Source organism: Aliivibrio wodanis (assembly GCF_052920805.1).
On sequence record NZ_JBREXA010000002.1, the window covers coordinates 392,083 to 414,186 of the forward strand.

The window sequence follows — 22,104 nt, forward strand, 5'->3', positions numbered from 1 at the left end:
TAACGGGTTTTTTTATCGTTTAATTTTTACAGTAGGGGACTGAACATAGAGAAGAAGCGTTCAGTAAAGCGATGAGACAAGTTGCGCTGTTGCCATACTGCGAATTCAATAGGGGTCGATTGTTCTAGATAGCCGTTTAATACCCATGATAATTGTTTAGTAAATTCAGGATCATCAACGATTAAACTGACTTCAAAATTTAACCAAAAGCTACGCATATCTAAATTAACCGTACCGATAATACAATAGCTATCATCAATCACTACCGATTTTGTATGTAGTAGGCCACCATTGAATTCATAAATATGAACACCTGCTTTTAATAGAGTCTCAAAGAAAGATTTTGAGGCCCAGCTAACCATTAAGGAATCATTCTTTTTTGGTAAAATGAGTTTAACTTCAATACCGCGGTGAGCAGTGGTTCGTAACGTATGCAAAAGTATTTCACTTGGTACAAAATAAGGCGTAGTGATGGTAATTGATTTTCTTGCCTGATTAATTGCCGTAATTAAGACTTGCTGAATAATATCATCAGGCATACCAGGACCAGATGGAACTACTTGGGTCGTATGATTGAAAGCATCAATTGAAATAGGGTACTGAGGAATATTAGGTAATTCTCGTACGCCAGTTTCAACTTCCCAATCCCATGCATGAATCGTATTTAAGATCGCGACATTCGGACCTATGATCCTAATCATCACATCAATCCATTGACCAACACCTGAATTCTGTTTGAAATATTGTGGGTCAACAAGATTCATTGAACCGGTATAAGCAATATGGTTGTCAATAACGACGATTTTACGATGAAGTCGCAAATCCAGTCGTCTAAAAAACATACGGAACGGGCTAACACTAAGCGCTTCTACTATATTGATCCCTGATTTTCTGAGTAATTTAGGCCAGTGGCTTTTAAAGAAATCAATACTACCAGCTGAGTCTAAAAGAATATTAACAGTAACACCTCTCTTTGCTGCTCCAATTAATGCACTCGCAACACTGTCAGCTAGACCACCATGGTGCCAAATGTAAAATTCCATATTAACTTCATGTTTTGCTTTCTCTATATCTCGAATCATAGAAGTTAAAATTTCGGAAGGGGTATTAAGTAAGGAGAGGGAGTCTCCACTAAGAGCTGGAATACCAAGCCGGTTAGAGCATAAATTATGAATAGCTGATATACGGTGAGATATATAATTAGGTTGATGGGATTGGCAATGATGAACTTGAGCAAACCAATGTTCATAAGGGGTAAACATTGCTTTAGCACGCTCACCTCGAGTGCGACCTAAGTTGAGTTCGCCAATAAGAAAATAAGCGATAACACCAATAAAAGGTAAAATATATATCACCATTAACCATGCTAAAGACACGCCAACAGGTCTTGGTTTAAATACAACCCGTATAGTTACCCCTGCAACTAAAAGCCAATATAAGACAAAACCAATAATAGTAAGTGCTTGATAGAATTTATCCATTAACCTTTATCACAGGGTTATTAAGTGGATCTCTATTAAATCAGGAGTTACTTCAAAAGAGTAGATAAGATGAGAAAGATTTACAAAATAAAGGGTATTGATTACTTTGTAAACAGTTAAGTTAAAAAAGGGAGCTATACGTTAAAAAATATGACTATCGGGGTTTAAATTTTATTCTTAAACTGTTTTAATTGCAATATTGAGTATTAACCCTATTCCTTTTAAAGTGTACACATTTATGTACATCATTTTAATGCTCATTCATACAAAAACAGTGCATACACAATAATATTAATATTTGGAGAATTTGTGTCGATGAGTAATACCACTAAGCCCCGTGATACCTGGGGTTCAAAATTAGGATTTGTAATGGCAGCAGCAGGTTCTGCTGTTGGTTTGGGCAATATTTGGAAATTTCCATATACAGCTGGTGAGAATGGTGGTGGTGCATTTGTTGCTATTTACCTGTTCTTTGTGATTTTTATTGGCTTCAGTGTGATGTTAACTGAATTTGCTATCGGCCGTCGTACGCAAAAATCTGCGGTAGGCGCGTTTAAATCTACCGATCGCCGTTGGACATTTGCAGGGGTTATCGGGGTTGTCAGTGGCCTATTAATCATGGGTTTCTACCCAGTTGTTGGTGGTTGGGCTCTTGCTTATATTGGTAAAGTAGGAACTGGTCTTTTAGATACTCCTTCTGCTATCGGTGATAGCTTTGGTAGTTTTATCTCTGATCCAGTTCAGCCGTTAATGTGGATGGGTGCTTATCTTCTGCTTAATATCGTTATCGTAATGAAGGGTATTTCTGGCGGTATTGAAAAAGCAGGTAAAGTTTTAATGCCTTTACTGTTTGTTATTTTAATTATCGTTTCAGTTAAAGGCCTTATGTTACCTGGAGCAATGGCAGGTCTTGAGTTTTTATTTAGCCCTGAACTTTTCTAAAATTGATAGCAATGTAATTCTAGCTGCGCTAGGTCAAGCATTCTTCTCATTATCTCTTGGTATGGGTTGTATGATGACTTATGGTTCTTATTTGAAAAAGAAAGAAAACCTAGTTCAAACAACTGCGATGGTTACAGCAATGGATACAAGTGTGGCGATCCTTGCAGGTATTGCAATGTTCCCTGCAATGTTTGCTTTTGGTATGGAGCCAACCGCTGGCCCGGGTCTAGTGTTTGTTGTCGTGCCTCAACTGTTTGCTGAAATGGGTGGCGCAATAGGCCTTATGCTTGCTCTAATGTTTTTTGTTGGTTTAAGTGTTGCTGCATTAACCTCTTCAGTATCTCTTTTAGAAGTTGTAGTTTCTTACTTGATTGATGAAAAAGGCTTCTCACGCATTAAAGCGGTTATTGCATCAAGCCTTGTAATGGCAATTTTATGTGTGTTTGCTTCATTATCTTTAGGTGGCTTAGGTCCAACATTATTTGATACTGGTGCATTCGATATCTTTGACTTGTTAACGGATAAGATATTCCTAGCAGTTGGCGGTATGTTGGTATGTATCTTCGCTGGTTGGAGATTGAAGCGTGAAGATCTTGAGGATGAAATAACCAATGGCGGCGAAGTGAAATTCCCACTGTTCGGTTTATGGTACACTCTAGTTAAGTATATCATCCCTGTAGCAATCGCAATCGTAGCTTTCATGGGTATTTCATCTGGCTTTGATAGTGGTAAAGGCCCAATCATGCTATTAGGTGTTGCTATTATTGCTGGTTCAGCGCTAATCTCGAAGAAATTCTAATCTAGATAGCAGAACGTAGATAAATGAAAACGAGAGCTTTATTGCTCTCGTTTTTTTATGTCTATAATTAGGTAATACCAATCGTAGTAAATAACTGATCACTTACTGTGATTGGTATAATATCAACTCAAGTAATGTGTGATTAATAGTTGTCTGGCTATAAATATAGAAGCTATAAACATAAAAAAGCCTGATAAATAATCAGGCTTTAGTTTTTAATTATGTGGAATCTAATTCAGTTATTCAATTTCACCATCAATGTAATACCACTTGCCATTTTCTTTTAAAAAACGAGAGAGTTCTTTTAATTGGTGCAATTGACCATCTTCCGAATAGGTGGCTTTGAATGATACAAAGCCTTCGTTACCACTTTTATCAGATAAATGTGAGGATACTACCTTCAGTTTTCGCCAATCAAGTTCGATAGAATCTTCTATACCTTCTTTAAATTCTTCAGCGTTGCATGATGGGTGATAAGTATCAATAATATATTGAGTTAACCCTTTTACATGAGCACTATAACGAGAGCGCATTAGTAACTCAGGAGTCACTGCAAGAGAGTGTTTATTATGGATTAGTTCACAGCAAACGGAATAATTTTTTTTTGAGCCACAAGGGCAATGATTAATTTTAGACATCAATAATAACCTAATCTTCCATCTCATCTACCCACTTGGCAGATTCTGTATAGCAAGTTGTAAATTCTGATTCAGAAATTTTTAAAGCAGCACAACATTTAGATACTGTTGTCCAGTTCGCTTTTTCATAACTTTCTATTGCTAGAATAAGCATACCAAGAGCACCTTTACGCTCTGTTAAGGCTAATTTTATTTCAGTAGAAATAGGTAAATGTTGAATTAAACTATTTAACGGTTGATCTAATAGTGGTTCTAAAAGTGAAAATAGACCGACGAGAAAAGCCTGACTTGGTTCAAGATTTATATTAGTTTTGGTTACGATTAATTCACATAATTTAGCACGATGAATCGATAACGTATAAAGCGACTGTGGCTTATGTTGAGTTGCGTGTGCAACAGCCACTAAAGAGATAAATTGGCGTAATTTAGTCTCCCCTAAATAAACAAGAGCTTGTTTAAAAGAGCTAATAGGCTTGTCGATTACTGAAGACGAATTAACAAAACGTAATAATTTATATGATAGAGAAACATCTTGAACTAAATATTTTTCAACGGCTTTGAAATCAACAGTTGGAGCAGAGATCTCTTGGTACAGCTGCATTATTGAAAGTTGATTTGGCTGAATAGCTCGTTGTTGTAACATCTCAGGTTTACTAAAAAAATAGCCTTGAAAGTAAATGAACCCAGCAGCTTTTGCTTCTTCGAACTCTTCATGAGTTTCTACTTTTTCAGCTAAAAAGGAGATGTTGTATTTTTCACAGTGTCGAATAAATAATTTTGCTTTTAAAATAGGTACAGCACGAATATCAAACTTAATAATATTGATATAAGGAAGAAATGGTGTCCATTCTGGACTAGGCTCAAAGTCATCAAGCGCTAGTTTATAGCCCCTTTCAAACAGTATTTTTACAGCATTGAGTAATTCTTGATTTGGTATGCAGTCTTCTAGGATCTCAACCACTAAATTATTTGAATTAAACAATGTAGGAACAAGGTTTATTAAACTTTGATGTGGGAAATTAACAAAGCCTAGCTTGTCATTAGTAGCATTACACTGAGAGCTGAGAAAATGGTCTGATAATAATCGACTTGTTGCCTCTTCAGCTTCGACTGCAGGAAAGGTATTTTTTGGACCATCACGGAATAATAATTCGTAACCGATCGTATTTTTTTTCAAGTCTAAAATAGGTTGACGAGCAACATATGAGTACATAAAAGCTATTCTCTACAGCGTATTGAATCGAAATTGTTATTATGATAGACGTTTTATAGTTAAAAAACTATATTTCTCATCTAAGTAAAAGCACTCTGATTTAGGTTAATGTGACTTATTTAAAGCTTTTATTGTGAAGTGTGTATTTATTGTTCTTATATTCAAGTATAGAGCCTTGTTTGTACCAATCCCCAAGTACAATTCGAGTCATTTTTTCATCATTATTAATAAAACTATGAACATCAGGGCGATGGGTATGACCGTGGATTAATCTTTTTACCCCCTTTTCTGACATGACTTTTTCTACTTCACTTTGTGTTACATCCATTATAGTCAATGTTTTGTGTTGCTTCCTTGCTTTTATTTTATCTTGAACATTTTTAACTATGCGCTGGCGTATAAATAGGGGAATGCGATTGAATACCCATTGCAGCCATGGTTGATGTACTTTAGCGCGAAACTCTTGATATTTAATATCATCAATGCATAGGGTATCACCGTGCATTACTAAGACAGACTCGCCATCAATATTAATAACAGTGTGATCATCGAGAAGTTGAACCCCTGTTTCTTTACAGAAACGTTTGTTTAATAGGAAATCACGATTACCTTGAGTGAAGTAACATTCAACACCTTGCTGAGTTAGGGCTTTAAACGCGTTTTTAATAAGAATATTAAATGGTGAATTATCATCATCGCCGATCCAAAACTCAAAGAGATCGCCTAAGACATACAGTTTTTCAGCGTGAACCGCTTCGGTGGTCATAAAATCTAAGAAGCAATCAGTAATATCAGGTCGAAGAGGGGAAAGATGAAGATCTGAGATAAATAAAGTAGTCATAGAATGCTTTTAGTTAGAATATGAAAATGCTAGCTCTATTCTCTAGAGCTAGCAAAGTACAGGTTACTCTGTAATTGTAGTACCAGTGATGAATACTTCTTCAACAGGAACATCTTGGTGTACGTAACCGTAATTACCAGTAGCAACCGCTTTGATTTTGTTTACTACGTCCATGCCTTCAACAACTTCAGCAAATACACAGTAACCCCAACCATCCATAGATTCAGATTTAAAATCTAGGAATTTGTTGTCGTTTACATTGATGAAGAATTGAGAACTTGCAGAATGCGGTTCCATAGTACGAGCCATTGCTAATGTACCTACTTTGTTGCTTAGGCCATTGTTTGCTTCATTCTTGATTGTTGCACGGCTTGTTTTCTCTTCAAGACCAGCAGTCATGCCACCGCCTTGAACCATAAAGCCATCAATTACACGGTGAAAAAGTGTGTTGTCGTAGAAACCTTCTTGACAGTATTGTAGGAAGTTAGCACAAGTAGCTGGTGCTTTGTCTTCGTGAAGTTTAACTGTGATGTCACCAAAAGAGGTATGAAGGATGATCATGAAATTACCTTTGTAATTGTATTTAAATAGAATTTGATTTTACCTAAGATTAACGCGGATCTACAGGGAATTTTCTTGCTATCATTACTTAATATAGGTTTAATAGCCTTTATATATCCTTTAAACAAATAATGAGTAAAAAAAGAGCATGTTGAAAATATATAACTCACTAACACGACAAAAAGAAGAATTCAAACCAATTACCGAAGGAAAAATCGGTATGTATGTGTGTGGGGTTACCATTTACGACTTGTGTCACATTGGTCATGGTCGAACGTTTGTCTCTTTTGATGTGATTTCTCGTTATTTACGTTTTTTAGGTTACGACCTTACTTTTGTTCGTAACATTACAGATATTGACGATAAAATTATTAAGCGTGCTGCTGAGAATGGTGAAAGCTGTGATGAGTTAACAGAACGTCTAATTGCAGATATGCATAAAGATTTCGACGCATTAAATATGAAACGCCCAGATGTTGAACCAAGAGCAACAGAATACATCACTGAAATTGTTGAGTTAGTTGAACGTTTGATTGAACGTGGTTTTGCTTATGTTGCATCAAATGGTGATGTGATGTTTGAAGTGAAAAAATTTGATGAATACGGTCGTCTTTCTCGTCAAGACCTTGACCAACTACAAGCAGGTTCTCGTGTTACTCTTGAAGAAACAAGTGTAAAACGCAGCGGTATGGATTTTGTGCTTTGGAAAATGTCTAAGCCGGGTGAGCCAACTTGGGGATCTCCATGGGGCCCTGGTCGTCCTGGTTGGCATATCGAATGTTCAGCGATGAACTCTTCTATTTTAGGCAATCATTTTGATATCCATGGCGGTGGCTCAGATCTTATGTTCCCACATCATGAAAATGAAATTGCTCAATCATGCTGTGCGCATGACTCTAAGTACGTAAATACTTGGATGCATAGTGGGATGGTAATGGTTGATCGTGAAAAAATGTCTAAGTCACTAGGAAACTTTTTTACTATCCGTGATGTATTAGAACATTACGATTCAGAAACTGTGCGTTACTTCTTAATGTCTGGTCATTACCGTAGTCAATTAAATTACAGTGAAGACAACCTGAATCAAGCTCGTGCTTCATTAGAACGTCTATATACTTCTTTACGTGGACTTGATTCTACTGTTACCCCTGCTGGTGGTGGAGAGTTTGTGACTCGCTTCTCTACGGCAATGAATGATGATTTCAATACACCTGAAGCTTATTCAGTACTATTTGAAATGGCTCGTGAAGTGAACCGTCTAAAAACAGAAAATTTAGAAGCTGCTTCTAAATTGGGTGCATTAATGCGCGAGTTAGCCGATGTGTTAGGTTTATTATCACAAGATCCTGAAGCTTTCTTACAAGGTGATAATGGCAGTGATGATGAAGTTGCTGAAATTGAAGCATTAATTAAAGCACGTAACGATGCTCGTGCTGCAAAAGATTGGGCAGCTGCTGATGCTGCTCGTGATGCGATTGCAGCATTAAATATTGTTTTAGAAGATGGACCAGAAGGGACGACATGGCGTCGTAAGTAACCTTAAGTAATTATATAAAAGGGGCTGGTTTTCCAGCCTTTTTTATTGCCAAATTTATAACTTTTTCAATTTTAATAGAGGACACATTTGTGGCTCAAATGTACTTTTATTACTCAGCAATGAATGCGGGTAAATCAACAACACTTCTTCAATCATCTTTTAATTATCAAGAGCGTGGTATGAATCCTGCGATCTTTACAGCAGCGATCGATGATCGTTACGGAGTGGGGAAGGTTAGTTCACGTATCGGTTTAGATGCTGATGCACACTTATTCAATAAAGACATGGATTTATTTGAAGCAATTAAAACGCTTCATGAAAAAAAGAAATTGCACTGTGTATTGATTGATGAATGTCAGTTCTTAACAAAAGAGCAAGTTTATCAATTGACAGAAGTTGTCGATAAATTAAATATTCCAGCATTATGTTATGGTTTAAGAACAGACTTCCTAGGTGAGTTGTTTGAAGGCAGTAAATACTTATTATCATGGGCAGATAAGTTGGTAGAACTAAAAACCATCTGTCATTGTGGCCGTAAAGCGAATATGGTTATTCGTACTGACGAGCATGGTGTTGCTATTGCTGATGGGGATCAAGTCGCTATTGGTGGTAATGAATTGTATGTTTCAGTTTGCCGTTTGCATTACAAAGAAGCGTTAGGTAAGTAAAGTTTACTAAAGTAATTTCTATTGTTTTGAAAAGAAAGACCAAGCTCAGATGAATGAACTTGGTCTTTTTTATTGTTAATTAAGAGGATTAATTACAAGTAGAAATACCTACTTCTTTCCATACACCCCATTCACCAGATTTCGATGGTGTATCTCCTTTTGTCCACCATTTTGCTTCCCATACTTTACCTGCTTGTGAAACTTGGTCTCCACCGTTATAGATTGCAGATGCATCCCATGCATTATCACAAGTGACAGGTGGTTCTCCAGCATCTTTTAATACAGTAATACTCACTGTTGCTGTATTTGATGCTTGACCATCATTCGCTGTTACTGAGAATGATAATGGAGTATCTACCGTATAAGAACCAGCAATAAAGGTTACTTTAGATCCTACAACAGTCGCATCTATTCCTGATGGAACAGCCCACGTAAACGTTAGAGGATCACTATCTGCATCAGCAGAAGAAGAGGCATCTAATGTAACTACATCTCCTTGGTTTACTGATGTAGGAGCAACAATTATGGCTACTGGTGGTGTATTTACAGGTTCTGTACCTTCAACAGTTACTGATACCGCGACTGAGTCAGATGCTGTTGCACCTTTATCATCAGTGACGGTTAGTGTGAATTGAAGCGTTTCAGATTGAGTAAAAGTATCAGTAGTAAAGCTTGAGTTGACTGAATCTGCACCAATTAATGTAACACTCGGTCCAGAAGTTTGTGTCCATACATAAGAAACAATAGAGCCATCACTGTCGGATGATAATGAAGCGTCAAGCTGTACAGGTGTAGGCGCAATAACTGAAACATCTACGCCAGCGTTAGCAACAGGTTTTTTGTTTGCAGGAGGCGTAACTGTACCGTCGCCAGCAAGACCTTCTTGCATAGCATTAAGAATATCACCATTATCTGCATCGATTTCCCATGCAAATAAACCACCTAAGCCCAATGAACGAACGTATTCACCTTTAGCTAATACTGATTTTTTATTATCGTAAGTAACAAGATCACCATTGCTTGGATCATAAGCATAAGCGGCTTGAGCTATTTCATCATAGCCCACTTCAACGCCTGCTTTATTCTCATAGCGAGTTACTACATCTTTATAATCGATAACACCAGCTTCCCACGAACCTGCAACTTTACCGTTACCAATACCTGTCATTGGGTTGGCTGGGTCAGTCATACTTTCACGAGTAACACCAGTCCAACCACGCGCATACATAGCAGCACCAACCACGAGTTTTTTAGCATCAACACCTTGAGCAAGTAATAAGTCAATCGCATTAGTGATTGTATAAGCAGGGCCTTTACGAGGTTCGCCTTTATCATCAAGACCAGTACCATCACACTCACCTTGAGACATGTGTGAACCACAATTTAATGCAGTTTGATGGCCAACGACGTTATTCCAACCGCCGAAGAAATCGTATGTCATGGCAAAAATATAATCCATGTATTGCGATGCCGCAGCATAGTCAACATCTTCAATTTTGTCATAACCAGCACCTATTGCTGATGTTAACTCATAGGTTTTTCCCGTTTCAGCGCTTAATTCATCAAGCATTGCTCGTAGTTCTTGCATCAAAGCAACATAAGCAGGGCCATCATTAACAGGATCACCACCTGTTGCACTTGCGCCGTCACCACCAGGGAACTCCCAATCAATATCTACACCATCATAAAATTTCCACGTTTTAAGGAATTTCTTAACAGAAGCAACGAAAATGTCTCGTTTTGGTTTATCAACGAAGTCATAGAAAGGGTCAGATAACGTCCAGCCGCCAATTGATGGGACAATCTTTAGATCTGGATAGCGTTGTTTGAGTGCCATCATTTGACCATAAGTACCTTTATAAGGAGTACTGTGAGCATGACCAGATTGAGGTTGTGGCATTTGAATTGCAGCCCACGGGTCATGAATAACCACTTCATAATCTGGAGTTCCAGCACAAGCGCGATTAAGGGCAGCTAGACTGTTACCATTTTCAATTTCGCCTAAAGAAGGGTTTGGACCACAAATAGGAACGAAGCCGTAAAGAATGTGAGTTAAATTTTGTGCAGGGATCTGATCAACGGCAAATTTACGACCATACACACCCCATTCAACAAAATAAGCACCAGAAACCATTCCTACAGGAATTGTGTAATTGCCATTTGCTGGATCAACATTCATTGGTAGTGGATCTAAGTGACTGCCGTCGGTATCAGCTACAACAATAGATTTTGCTGCACTTATTGAACACTCTTCAGAAGCCCCTGAGCCATTACATAACTGTACAGTCATTTCATATTGACCGCCTTGGCGAACTTCTAAGATGGTAGAGGCTTTCTGAGATGCTGTAGCAGATATTGTTTCTTCATGAACTACAACATCATTTAATAAAACACGCCATTTTTCAGCTGGCTCGCCTGACCAACGATCCCAAGTGACAGGAACTTCTGCGAACTCTTTTACTGTAACTAGACTTTTATAAGATGTCGCAGCTTGATCAACCTCAATGATAGCAAAATCAGTTTCCATCCAAGAAATAATCGCTTGACCAGGTATAGCTGCATAAGTTGGAGCAGAAAGGGCAAGAGTGATTGCTGCGGAGCAAAACCCCAGTTTCTTTTTAAACATAAATAACATCCTTGATAAATAAACCCAAAATGGATTGCTGCTGAAATATTCAGCATTATTATATATTCGCCTAATATTTATAAAATTCCAGGGGGGCTAGTAACTTTGGCAGCAGACTAAAATAAATGTTATGTATAAATGAAACGGCTTAGAAAATATGAAGAGTGCTTCTAAAATACACTTTTCTCGTATTGCACGACAAAGCTGTATACGCTGCTAATTATTTACGATTCAAATTAATTGTTCTGGTTGGTATGTTTTATATTGATTACTCTGATTATTTTCATTTGATACTACTTTCCTCTTTTTTTGAATGTTTTTTGTTGTGATAATTTGTAATTTTATATTCGCATAGTTTTTTGTATGTAAAGAATGGGCGCTGGCTATAATGTGGTCACTTATGCTGTAAAACGTGATAGTTTTAAAAATTATCACATGTTTTGTGACAAAAATGTGGCAAATTACTTCAATGGTTGCTAATCTTGCCCACAATTCTTCGAAGGATTTATCTTTTTTCAGACGGATTTAACGTTTTTTAGAAGGTTTATGATTGGCAAGTCGTTATGCCCGAAGAGTGTCATGGATGCTAAATAAAATGTATTGGAGTTAATGCATGTATAAGAATAAAATTACACAAGCAATCTTGCTTGGTGGCCTGTCACTAACACTAGCTGGCTGTGGCGATAAAACCGCAGAACAACCAGTTAAAGAAACAAAACCTGCTGAAAAAGCAGTATCAACTGAAACTACTTATGCCGATGTTCAAGAATTGACTCGTGGGAATGGTACTGAAGTTGCTACTCTTGACCCTCACAAATCTCAAGGTGTGCCAGAGTCTCATGTAATTCGTGATTTAGTCGAAGGTCTTGTAAACCAAGATGCTGACGGCAATACGATTCCTGGTGTCGCAGAAAGCTGGGAAACAACAGACAACAAAAAATTCATTTTCCACTTGCGTAAAGACGCTAAGTGGTCAAATGGCGATCCTGTGACTGCGGATGATTTCGTATACAGCTTCCAACGTGCTGTAGATCCAGTAACGGCATCGCCATATTCTTGGTATATGGAATATACTAAGATGGTAAATGCAAAAGACATTATTTCTGGTAAAAAAGACAAGAGTGAGCTAGGTGTTAAAGCGGTTGATGCACACACACTAGAAATTCAACTTGATACAGCAGTACCATACTTTGTAATGATGATGGGTCACACAACTGTGAAGCCTGTACATCAAGCAACCGTTGAGAAATTCGGCGACAAATGGACTAAACCAGGTAACTTTGTTGGTAACGGCGCATTTGTTGTAAATAGCTGGGTTGTGAATGAGCGTCTAGAGTTAGTTCGTAATGAACAGTACTGGGATAATGCAAATACTAAGCTTGATAAAGTGACGTATTTACCAATTGAAAACCCAGTTGCTGAAATGAACCGTTTCCTATCAGGTGAAATCAGCTTTACTTCTACGTTGCCAACAGAGCACTTTAAGCGCCTAAAGAAAGAGCACCCAGAGTCAGTGTCTGTTGAAGGCAGCTTGTGTACTTATTACTACTCATTCAATACTCAAAAGAAACCATTTGATGATGTTCGAGTACGTAAGGCAATTTCTTACGCAATCGATCGTGATATCGTATCTGGTGCTATCTTAGGTCAAGGTCAAAAACCGGCTTACTTCCTAACACCTGAAATTACAGCGGGCTTTAACCCTGAGCTTCCAGCTTACGGTAAAATGACGCAAGAAGAGCGTAATGCAGAAGCAAAACGTCTACTAACAGAAGCTGGTTTTGGTCCTGAAAACCCACTTAAGTTTACGCTTCTATACAATACCTCTGAAAACCACAAGAAAATTGCTGTTGCAGCAGGTTCTATGTGGAAAAAGACACTTGGGCTAGAAGTTGCTCTTGAAAACCAAGAGTGGAAAACCTACCTAGATTCTAAAGATCAAGGTGAGTTTGAAGTTGCTCGTGCTGGTTGGTGTGGCGATTACAATGAAGCGTCTTCTTTCCTAACATTAATGGTTAGTAAGAATACGACAGGTGGTAAGCACTACCTAAGCGCTGAATATGATGCACTTATCGAGAAAGCACTGAAATCAACTTCTGAAGAAGAGCGCACCGCTATCTACATGCAAGCTGAACAGCTTCTTGCAAAAGATATGCCTATCGCACCTATCTATCAGTATGTTCGTTCACGTCTACTCTCTCCACAAGTAGGTGGCTTCCCATCTGAAAATGCGGAAGAGAAAATCTACTCGAAAGACCTATATATCAAAGCTAAGTAATCATTAGCAAATAAAACTATAAAAAAAGCCACTACACGCAGGATAGCGTGTAGTGGCTAGATCCATCTTTATTTTATTTTTTGTCACAGACTGGAAGAGTGAATTATGTTTCAATTCATTATCAAACGGATACTTGAAGCAATCCCAACTATGTTGGTATTGATCACAATCTCTTTTTTCTTAATGAGATTTGCACCTGGTAACCCATTCTCTACTGAACGCCCACTTCCACCAGAAGTTATGGCGAACATCAATGCAAAATACGGTTTAGATAAGCCTGTATTTGAGCAATACACCACTTACCTTGGCAATATTCTTCAAGGTGATTTTGGTCCTTCATTCAAATACCAAGATTACACAGTTAACGAACTTGTTGAAGCGGCACTGCCTGTTTCTGCAAAAGTAGGTTTCTTTGCCTTTATCTTTACGGTTGTACTTGGGGTATCGATTGGTACGTTAGCCGCCTTGAGGCAAAACACCTGGCTCGACTACAGTATCATGTCCACCGCCATGGTTGGGGTGGTAATGCCATCCTTTGTGTTGGCACCAGCCCTTATTTATTTATTCTCCATTGAACTTGGTTGGTTTCCCGCAGGTGGCTGGCATGATGGTTCATTCAAATACATGTTCTTACCAATCTTGGGTATGTCATTCCTTTACGTTGCAACCTTTGCTCGTATTACTCGTGGTAGCATGATTGAAACTCTTAACAGTAACTTCATCCGTACTGCTCGTGCAAAAGGCTTGAGCTACCGCTACATCGTTCTAAAACATGCGTTAAAACCAGCAATGCTGCCTGTTGTTTCTTATATGGGTCCTGCATTCGTAGGTATTATCACCGGTTCTGTTGTTATCGAAACTATTTTTGGTTTGCCTGGCATTGGTAAGCTATTCGTAAACGCAGCTTTCAACCGCGATTATTCGTTAGTAATGGGAGTTACCATTTTAATTGGTTTCCTATTTATCTTATTCAACGCAATTGTTGATGTATTACTAGCTGTAATTGACCCGAAAATTCGTTTTTAATAGGGGACGGACGTATGTTAACTAAAAAAGAAAATTTAGAAGCGATCGAAGCTTTCTCTGAAAATCTTGAGATCGAAGGTCGTAGTTTATGGCAGGATGCTCGCCTACGTTTCATGAGAAACAAAGCAGCAATGATCAGCCTTTGTGTACTTACGGTAATGACATTAGCTGTTATCTTTTTACCAATGTTCAGTCAGTATGCTTATGATGATACGGATTGGTATGCATTGCATGAGGCACCAAGTGCTGCTCACCTTTTCGGTACGGATAGCTTAGGTCGTGACTTATTTGTTCGTACTCTTGTTGGTGGCCGTATCTCATTAATGGTAGGTATCTTAGGCGCATTAGTTGCGGTACTTATTGGTACACTTTATGGTGCAACATCAGGTTTTGTTGGCGGCAAAGTTGACAGAATAATGATGCGTTTTATTGAGATCCTTTATGCGGTTCCATTTATGTTCCTAGTAATTGTACTAGTGACTTTCTTTGGCCGTAATATTGTACTTATCTTCGTCGCTATCGGAGCGATTGCTTGGCTAGATATGGCTCGTATTGTACGTGGACAAACACTAAGTCTACGTAGTAAAGAATTTATCGAAGCAGCCCACGTTTGTGGTGTGAGCAAGTGGGGTATCATCACTCGCCATATCGTTCCAAACGTATTAGGTATTGTTGCAGTTTACTCTACACTACTAATTCCAAGTATGATCTTAACGGAATCTTTCCTATCTTTCCTAGGTCTTGGTGTTCAAGAACCAATGACCAGTTGGGGTGCTTTGCTTCAAGAAGGCGCTCAAACAATGGAAGTTGCGATTTGGCAGTTAACTTTCCCCGCTTTATTTATGGTTGTTACCTTATTCTGCTTTAACTATGTAGGTGATGGTTTACGTGATGCGCTGGATCCAAAAGACAGATAACCCTCTGTATGGACAGTTAGTTATTAAACAAATTTGAGCAGGAAAGAATTATGAGTTTATTAGATGTAAAAGATCTGCGTGTAGAATTTACAACTCAAGATGGCAATGTAACCGCAGTAAATGACTTAAACTTCTCACTACAACAAGGTGAGACATTGGGTATCGTAGGCGAATCAGGTTCTGGTAAATCACAGACTGTATTTGCCTTGATGGGACTATTGGCTAAAAACGGTATTATTACTGGCAGCGCAAAATTTGAAGGTAAAGAAGTTTTAAACCTTCCAGAAAAAGAGTTAAACAGCATTCGTGCTGAGCAAATGGCGATGATTTTCCAAGATCCAATGACGTCACTTAACCCATATATGAAAGTTAGCGATCAGTTAATGGAAGTATTAATGTTGCATAAAGGTATGGGTAAATCGGAAGCATTTGAAGAATCAGTTCGCATGCTAGAAGCTGTTAAAATTCCTGAAGCTCGTAAGCGTATTACTATGTACCCACATGAGTTTTCAGGTGGTATGCGTCAACGTGTAATGATTGCGATGGCATTATTATGTCGCCCAAAACTATTGATTGCTGATGAACCAACAACGGCGTTGGATGTAACTATTCAAGCGCAAATCATGCAATTATTGAATGAACTAAAAAGTGAGTTTAACACCGCTATCATTATGATTACTCATGATTTGGGTGTGGTTGCAGGCTCGTGTGACAAAGTATTGGTTATGTACGCAGGTCGTACCATGGAATATGGTTCAGTGAATGAAATTTTCTATGAGCCAAGCCACCCATATGCCGAAGGCCTACTAAAAGCGATTCCTCGATTAGATCAAGAAGGTGAGATTTTACCAACTATCCCTGGTAACCCACCAAATTTACTTCGTTTACCTACAGGCTGCCCTTATCAAGAGCGTTGCCATCGTGTAATGGACCGTTGTAAGCAAGAAGCTCCGATCCTGCAACCATTTGCAGACGGTCGATTACGTGCTTGTTTTTCTGATCAGGAGACGTGGTAATGTCAGCAGATAAAAAATTAATACTAGATATAAAGAACCTAAAAGTTCACTTTAGCATTCCATCAAAATCAGTATGGCCTTGGGCTAAACCTGCAAATTTGAAAGCTGTAGATGGTGTTAACGTTCGTTTATATGAAGGTGAAACACTGGGTGTTGTAGGTGAATCAGGTTGTGGTAAATCAACATTTGCACGTGCCATTATTGGTTTGGTAGAAGCAACAGAAGGTGAAGTAGTTTGGCTAGGTCAAGATCTTACTAAGCTGGAAGATGAGCCTTTGCGTCAAAAACGTAAAGAAATTCAGATGATCTTCCAAGATCCATTAGCTTCACTAAACCCACGTATGACGGTTGGTGATATCATTGCTGAACCATTACAAACGTTTTATCCAAAGCTTACAAAAGATGAAGTAAAAGATAAAGTTAAAGAAATGATGACAAAGGTGGGCTTATTACCTAACGTTATTAACCGTTACCCGCATGAATTCTCTGGTGGCCAGTGTCAGCGTATAGGTATTGCTCGTGCGCTTATTCTAAAGCCGAAGATGATTATTTGTGATGAGCCGGTATCTGCACTCGATGTTTCGATTCAAGCTCAAGTAGTTAACCTACTTAAAGAGTTACAAAAAGAACTGGGTTTAAGTTTGGTGTTTATTGCTCACGATTTATCAGTAGTAAAACACATTTCTGATCGTGTATTGGTAATGTACTTAGGCAACGAAGTTGAGTTAGGTGAATCCGATGCGTTGTTTAGTGAACCTAAGCACCCATACACTAAAGCGCTAATGTCAGCCGTTCCAATTCCAGATCCAAAACTTGAAAGAGCAAAAGTGATTGATATGCTAGAAGGTGATCTACCTTCTCCTATTAATCCACCATCTGGTTGTGTATTCCGTACACGTTGCCCACAAGCAACTGATGCGTGTGCAGAAACAAGACCAGAGCTAAAAGGAACAGATGTACATGCTGTTTCTTGTTTGGCAGTAACAGATATTTAATACTTTAAAGACCATCATAATAGGATTATTTATGATGGTACTTTTATCAGACTTAGAAGTATTCAGCCTGTGACAGGCTTAAGCGCGATAGTTATTTATATCGCGCTTTTTTTGTATCTAAAACAAGTGGTAATTATTTTTGGTTAATAAATTCGCTTTAATGTTTATAAAAAGTTAAATTTATTTTAAATCTAGCCGATATTAATTTAATCATAATTAAATAGCTTTTGACTAAAATAATTATAACTGAGCTCATATTAGAAGGATATTATATGCAGTCACTTTCTCTTCAATGGAAAATTACTTTAGCAGCTGCTATTGGTCTTTTTCTTTTAACCTCATCATTGATTGGCTTTTCTATTTTTTCTTCACTTGATAACCAAGCTGTTGTGCAAAAGAAAATGTCGGATTCTGTTATTCATCAAACTCAAGCTCGATTAATCTCTGAAGCCAAAAACCAATCTAAACAAATCCAAAAATATTTAGATGAGGCGATATATAGAGCTGAAATGCTGACTGAAAGTGCATTATTTTTCAGACAGAGCGCTGAAGATACTTTTATGGACAGTAGTGATTTACGTCAGTCTCTAAGTGACATGCTAAAAAGGCCTGTTGAAAAATATGAAAATATCTATGGGACATATAGTGTCTATAAGCAAGATAGTTTAGATGGCGAAGATTTTAATTATCATAATGCAGAATATGTGAGTTCAAATGAGGTTGGTCGTTTTGCACCTTATTGGTTTAAGTCTTCAAATAATGAAGCTAAAAAACGTATTTTTACAGAAAAAGAGTTAAATGGTGACGGAAATTATTGGTTTACATGTAGCTTAACGGAAAATCGATTATGTATTGTTGATCCTTTTTATTATGAAGGAAACGGGGTAAGAAAACTAATTACCTCGATTACGCTACCACTAATTACAGAAGATGAAACTGTTGGTATTCTCGGTATTGATCTTGATATTGATCGCCTATCTTATTTAGTTGATGAGGCTGATAAGGCCATTTTTGAGGGTAATGGGGCAATCTATGTAGTGAATCGAAAAGGTAATATTATTCTTTCCGATCAAAAAAATATTTCTTTTGGTGACTCATTAGCGTCATTACACTCGGCGTTATCGGTTTTGCCTACGTGGCTAAATCAAGATAAGGCACAGTTATTGTGGTCTGACAATCAAGACAAGTTATTTGTGTTTGTTCCCATTAAATTAAAAACTGAATATTGGGGGATTATCATTGAAGTTGACCGTACTTCGGTCTTTACTGAGGTTGATGAACTAGAAAGTGTACTGATTGAGAATGGAAATGAATTCTTATTCATGCAGGTTGGTGCTGGCTTAGGATTGACCTTTTTAGTTCTGACGGCTTTATGGTTTGCAACTAGACAGATTGTAAAACCTATTTCAGTTGTCGCGGAACGTTTAAAAGATATCGCTTCTGGTGAAGGTGACTTAACCCAGCGTCTTGTCATACAAAGTAAAGATGAAGTAGGGCAATTAGCGCATTGGTTTAATGCTTTCTTAGAAAAACTGCAATTTACAATTAAAGATGTCGCTCAAAGTAGCGATGAATTGTCTAATGTGGCCGCGCGATCTAGTGTTATTGCAAGTGAGTCTAAAGAAGGGAGCGATATTCAATTTAAAGAAGTGGATATGGTTGCTACTGCTGTGGAGGAGTTAACTCAAACAGCAAGTTTAGTTGTTGATCATTCTACATTGGCAGCCGATGCGGCTAAACAAGCAGAATCTGCATCAAACCAAGGAAAAGAGTTAATACTAACGACCGAGTCGGTGATCCAATCTTTAGTCTCTAACATGGAAAAAGCCGTTCCAGTAGCTCAAGAATTAGAAAGTAATAGTATTAATATTACGACGATATTATCGGTTATTGAGGGTATTTCAGAGCAAACAAATTTATTAGCACTGAATGCAGCGATTGAAGCGGCTAGAGCGGGAGAGCAAGGGCGAGGATTTGCAGTTGTTGCTGATGAAGTTCGTCAGCTTGCGAGTCGTACTGGTGATTCTGTTGATGAGATCCGCACGGTTATAGAGCAGTTACAATCAGGAACTAAATCAGTCGTTTCAGCTATCAAAGAAGGTAATACAATTGGATTAGAGGGTGCTTCAACCATTAAATTATCAGTAGAGAGCCTACAGCAAATTAGTGATGCAGTGGTAACGATACAAGATATGAACATGCAAATTGTGAGAGCCGCAGAAGAGCAACAAGCGGTGTCTAATGAAGTAAATCAAAGTGTCAGCAATATCAGAGATACAAGCCAGAAGATGCTAGAGCAAGCGAACTTAGGTGAAGAGGTAGGTTTAGAACTGTCTTCTTTATCTACGCAGCAAAAAGAGCTGATGTCACAGTTTAAAGTTTAAGAGTTTTTAAGATAATAAAAACGCCCATAGATTTATATCTGTGGGCGTTTTTTATTTAGTAGGTAAATCAATATAAGTCGATTTACAGTGATTATCGTCTATTCTTCGTCTTCCTCTGATTCTACAAACCAGTAACCAATGTTTACAAATTGCAGTAAGTTAGCGACTGAATGTGGATCTTGAAGTAAGTTCTCAACATCAAGCAATGTGAATTCTGGTGTTTCACATAATGCGATCACATCATTTTTTACTGTTAGTGGGAATACATAGCTATCACCATCAATATAAAGTGTCATGTTATCTTCACATGCTTCTGTTTCATGATAGAAAGCACGGACTCCAGCCACTTTAATCAGAGCTTGACCTGATTGTAAGTAGCTTAATAATTCTTCTGTCGTCCATTTCTCAGAATCAGGAAGGATGTTTAAATGATGACGAGAGTTACTTAAATATTCCCCCATAAACTGCTTTAAACTTTGCTCATTAGACATGGCATTTAACATCATGGCTTTTAAGTCTTCAAAGCTTTGTGTTGTAATTTCAGTACCGTGAATTTGCGCTTGAAGATTTGGATTATGGTAATGAACATCACTCTGTTCATTTTCAATAATGAAATCAGCAAAATTACTGACTAATTCTTGTTCTTTTGGAGAACGGAAACCAGCGGAGTAACTCATTGATGGTTCTAGGGCATAGCCGTCATGTGGGAAGCCTGGTGGAATGTAAAGAATATCACCAGGTTCTAAAATTTGATCAATAATAGGGTCAAATCCAGTGATTTGTTTTAATGCACCATGACGGTGTTCTTCTTGATATTCACCGATATCACCCACACGCCAATGACGCTTACCTTGACCTTGAATGATGAATACATCGTATTGATCAATGTGTGGACCAACGCCACCATCGGGCACTGAATAGCTGATCATGATGTCATCAAATAACCAGTTTGGCATTTGTTTGAATGGTTTAAATAGCTCAGCTGCACCTTCATGCCAGTGGTTAGCCGCTTGAACAATAATAGACCAATTGGTTTCACCAAGAGTATCGAATAGTTCTTCGCTTAATGGACCGTGTTCTGCTTTCCATTCGTTGTTCAAGTTAGAGACAAAGCGAGAATCTACATCACTTTCTAGCGTTAAACCGGCTAACTCTTCAGGTGTTACTGGATCTTGAAAGTTTTCAAAACCACCTTTGATGATAACTGGTTTTTTCTGCCAATATTCAGAGAGAAATTCTTGTAGGGAAAAGCTTAGTTGATACATGATTTTATTTCCAATAAAAATGCCCGATAATCGGGCATTTAGAATAAATTTAGGGTGAAGTTCGAGCTTAGAATTTCACGTTATTATGGTATTGGTTTAGGACTGCAACCATTTTTTCCATCGTCTCTTTTGGAGGAGGATTCACGCCATCCAGAGGATACTTAAGGCCCATAGCTTCCCATTTGTGGGCACCTAATTGGTGATAAGGTAGTAGCTCTATTTTTTCGATGTTATCCATATCTTTAATGAATTCACCTAACATATGCGCTGATTCTTCATCGTCCGTATAACCTGGGACAATTACGTAGCGAAGCCACGTTGTTTTTCCAATTTTTTGTAAATAACGAGCAAAATCAAGCGTACGTTTATTTGAGACACCAATGAAATCGTGGTGGATTTCATCTTTCATATGTTTGATATCAAGCATTACTAGATCTGATGCTTCTAATACTTCATCAATCACATCGGTGTGCTTACGAATATAGCCGTTTGTGTCTAGGCAAGTATGCATCCCCTCAGCTTGTGCTGCACGGAAGAAATCACGAACAAATTCAGGTTGAAGCATAGCTTCGCCACCAGAACAAGTAATGCCGCCACCAGACGCTTTCATGAAGTGGCGGTAGCTTTTGGCTTCTTCAATTAATTCAGTAACGGTGACTTCTTTACCTTCATGAGTATCCCAAGTATCGCGGTTATGACAATACATACAACGCATTAAGCAGCCTTGTAAAAATATGATGAAGCGAATACCTGGACCATCAACGGTACCACAAGATTCAAAAGAGTGAATACGACCTACAGACATGACGACATTTCTCCGAACTATAATTATCCTGTTATTTTATTATACTTTGGGGTAATTAAGTAGGGTAAACCAGAGAGAAATTAGGGGATTTAAGGGGAAAACAGAAATAAAA

The 22,104-nt window shown here is 38.1% G+C and carries 16 protein-coding genes and 1 pseudogene; 9 read left to right on the forward strand and 8 right to left on the reverse strand.

Annotated features, from left to right (window positions below):
* Positions 1–26: 26 nt before the first annotated feature.
* Positions 27–1,481, reverse strand: a complete 1,455-nt coding sequence (gene cls, locus ACU5DF_RS09730) for a cardiolipin synthase (protein ID WP_446712708.1) — start codon at positions 1,479–1,481, stop codon at positions 27–29.
* 369 nt (positions 1,482–1,850) lie between these two features.
* On the opposite strand from cls, the pseudogene ACU5DF_RS09735 reads away from it, so the two are divergent.
* Positions 1,851–3,222: pseudogene (locus tag ACU5DF_RS09735) on the forward strand (sodium-dependent transporter).
* A gap of 239 nt (positions 3,223–3,461) precedes the next feature.
* Here the strand turns inward: ACU5DF_RS09735 and ACU5DF_RS09740 are convergent.
* The 4 genes from ACU5DF_RS09740 to ACU5DF_RS09755 form a co-directional block, all read right to left on the reverse strand.
* Entirely contained in the window at positions 3,462–3,860 is a 399-nt protein-coding gene (locus tag ACU5DF_RS09740; protein ID WP_045102386.1) for a YchJ family protein, read from the reverse strand.
* Between the two features lie 10 nt (positions 3,861–3,870).
* Entirely contained in the window at positions 3,871–5,073 is a 1,203-nt protein-coding gene (locus ACU5DF_RS09745; RefSeq protein WP_446712709.1) for an EAL and HDOD domain-containing protein, read from the reverse strand.
* Positions 5,074–5,188: 115 nt separating this feature from the next.
* On the reverse strand, positions 5,189–5,914 hold the full coding sequence (lpxH, locus tag ACU5DF_RS09750) for a UDP-2,3-diacylglucosamine diphosphatase (protein ID WP_446712710.1): 726 nt from the start codon (positions 5,912–5,914) through the stop codon (positions 5,189–5,191).
* A gap of 63 nt (positions 5,915–5,977) precedes the next feature.
* Positions 5,978–6,475 carry a peptidylprolyl isomerase gene (locus tag ACU5DF_RS09755; RefSeq protein ID WP_045102383.1) on the reverse strand — a complete coding sequence of 166 codons (498 nt, stop codon included), beginning with the start codon at positions 6,473–6,475 and terminating at the stop codon, positions 5,978–5,980.
* 148 nt (positions 6,476–6,623) lie between these two features.
* On the opposite strand from ACU5DF_RS09755, the gene cysS reads away from it, so the two are divergent.
* Complete coding sequence (cysS, locus tag ACU5DF_RS09760; RefSeq protein ID WP_446712711.1) at positions 6,624–8,012, forward strand: cysteine--tRNA ligase; 1,389 nt, start codon at positions 6,624–6,626, stop codon at positions 8,010–8,012.
* Between the two features lie 89 nt (positions 8,013–8,101).
* Positions 8,102–8,680 (forward strand): thymidine kinase, encoded by a 579-nt coding sequence (locus tag ACU5DF_RS09765; protein WP_045102381.1) that lies wholly within the window; start codon positions 8,102–8,104, stop codon positions 8,678–8,680.
* Positions 8,681–8,768: 88 nt separating this feature from the next.
* On the opposite strand, the gene ACU5DF_RS09770 is transcribed toward ACU5DF_RS09765, so the two are convergent.
* Positions 8,769–11,306 (reverse strand): glycosyl hydrolase family 18 protein, encoded by a 2,538-nt coding sequence (locus tag ACU5DF_RS09770; protein ID WP_446712712.1) that lies wholly within the window; start codon positions 11,304–11,306, stop codon positions 8,769–8,771.
* A gap of 613 nt (positions 11,307–11,919) precedes the next feature.
* Here ACU5DF_RS09770 and ACU5DF_RS09775 point away from each other — a divergent pair.
* From ACU5DF_RS09775 to ACU5DF_RS09800, 6 genes are all read left to right on the forward strand, one after another.
* Positions 11,920–13,584 carry an ABC transporter substrate-binding protein gene (locus ACU5DF_RS09775; protein WP_446712713.1) on the forward strand — a complete coding sequence of 555 codons (1,665 nt, stop codon included), beginning with the start codon at positions 11,920–11,922 and terminating at the stop codon, positions 13,582–13,584.
* Between the two features lie 105 nt (positions 13,585–13,689).
* Entirely contained in the window at positions 13,690–14,610 is a 921-nt protein-coding gene (gene oppB, locus ACU5DF_RS09780) for an oligopeptide ABC transporter permease OppB (protein WP_045102378.1), read from the forward strand.
* 14 nt (positions 14,611–14,624) lie between these two features.
* Positions 14,625–15,527, forward strand: a complete 903-nt coding sequence (gene oppC, locus ACU5DF_RS09785) for an oligopeptide ABC transporter permease OppC (RefSeq protein WP_045102377.1) — start codon at positions 14,625–14,627, stop codon at positions 15,525–15,527.
* Between the two features lie 50 nt (positions 15,528–15,577).
* Entirely contained in the window at positions 15,578–16,543 is a 966-nt protein-coding gene (locus ACU5DF_RS09790; RefSeq protein ID WP_446712714.1) for an ABC transporter ATP-binding protein, read from the forward strand.
* A complete protein-coding gene (gene oppF, locus ACU5DF_RS09795) occupies positions 16,543–17,538 on the forward strand; it encodes a murein tripeptide/oligopeptide ABC transporter ATP binding protein OppF (RefSeq protein WP_045102375.1) in 996 nt (331 codons plus the stop codon). The genes ACU5DF_RS09790 and oppF overlap by 1 nt, the downstream gene beginning before the upstream one ends.
* Before the next feature lie 272 nt (positions 17,539–17,810).
* Positions 17,811–19,922 carry a methyl-accepting chemotaxis protein gene (locus ACU5DF_RS09800; protein ID WP_446712715.1) on the forward strand — a complete coding sequence of 704 codons (2,112 nt, stop codon included), beginning with the start codon at positions 17,811–17,813 and terminating at the stop codon, positions 19,920–19,922.
* A gap of 98 nt (positions 19,923–20,020) precedes the next feature.
* On the opposite strand, the gene ACU5DF_RS09805 is transcribed toward ACU5DF_RS09800, so the two are convergent.
* Together ACU5DF_RS09805 and pflA are read right to left on the reverse strand one after the other, a co-directional pair.
* A complete protein-coding gene (locus tag ACU5DF_RS09805; protein ID WP_446712716.1) occupies positions 20,021–21,187 on the reverse strand; it encodes a JmjC domain-containing protein in 1,167 nt (388 codons plus the stop codon).
* 67 nt (positions 21,188–21,254) lie between these two features.
* Positions 21,255–21,992, reverse strand: coding sequence for a pyruvate formate lyase 1-activating protein (gene pflA / locus ACU5DF_RS09810; RefSeq protein WP_446712717.1), 738 nt, complete (start codon positions 21,990–21,992; stop codon positions 21,255–21,257).
* Positions 21,993–22,104 lie beyond the last annotated feature (112 nt).

What these genes read in the sequence shown, in the direction of transcription:
- cls (WP_446712708.1), bottom strand. Translation starts at nt 1,481, where the DNA reads ATGGATAAATTCTATCAAGCACTTACTATTATTGGTTTTGTCTTATAT.
- ACU5DF_RS09740 (WP_045102386.1), bottom strand. Translation starts at nt 3,860, where the DNA reads ATGTCTAAAATTAATCATTGCCCTTGTGGCTCAAAAAAAAATTATTCC.
- ACU5DF_RS09745 (WP_446712709.1), bottom strand. Translation starts at nt 5,073, where the DNA reads ATGTACTCATATGTTGCTCGTCAACCTATTTTAGACTTGAAAAAAAAT.
- lpxH (WP_446712710.1), bottom strand. Translation starts at nt 5,914, where the DNA reads ATGACTACTTTATTTATCTCAGATCTTCATCTTTCCCCTCTTCGACCT.
- ACU5DF_RS09755 (WP_045102383.1), bottom strand. Translation starts at nt 6,475, where the DNA reads ATGATCATCCTTCATACCTCTTTTGGTGACATCACAGTTAAACTTCAC.
- cysS (WP_446712711.1), top strand. Translation starts at nt 6,624, where the DNA reads ATGTTGAAAATATATAACTCACTAACACGACAAAAAGAAGAATTCAAA.
- ACU5DF_RS09770 (WP_446712712.1), bottom strand. Translation starts at nt 11,306, where the DNA reads ATGTTTAAAAAGAAACTGGGGTTTTGCTCCGCAGCAATCACTCTTGCC.
- ACU5DF_RS09775 (WP_446712713.1), top strand. Translation starts at nt 11,920, where the DNA reads ATGTATAAGAATAAAATTACACAAGCAATCTTGCTTGGTGGCCTGTCA.
- oppB (WP_045102378.1), top strand. Translation starts at nt 13,690, where the DNA reads ATGTTTCAATTCATTATCAAACGGATACTTGAAGCAATCCCAACTATG.
- oppC (WP_045102377.1), top strand. Translation starts at nt 14,625, where the DNA reads ATGTTAACTAAAAAAGAAAATTTAGAAGCGATCGAAGCTTTCTCTGAA.
- ACU5DF_RS09790 (WP_446712714.1), top strand. Translation starts at nt 15,578, where the DNA reads ATGAGTTTATTAGATGTAAAAGATCTGCGTGTAGAATTTACAACTCAA.
- oppF (WP_045102375.1), top strand. Translation starts at nt 16,543, where the DNA reads ATGTCAGCAGATAAAAAATTAATACTAGATATAAAGAACCTAAAAGTT.
- ACU5DF_RS09800 (WP_446712715.1), top strand. Translation starts at nt 17,811, where the DNA reads ATGCAGTCACTTTCTCTTCAATGGAAAATTACTTTAGCAGCTGCTATT.
- ACU5DF_RS09805 (WP_446712716.1), bottom strand. Translation starts at nt 21,187, where the DNA reads ATGTATCAACTAAGCTTTTCCCTACAAGAATTTCTCTCTGAATATTGG.
- pflA (WP_446712717.1), bottom strand. Translation starts at nt 21,992, where the DNA reads ATGTCTGTAGGTCGTATTCACTCTTTTGAATCTTGTGGTACCGTTGAT.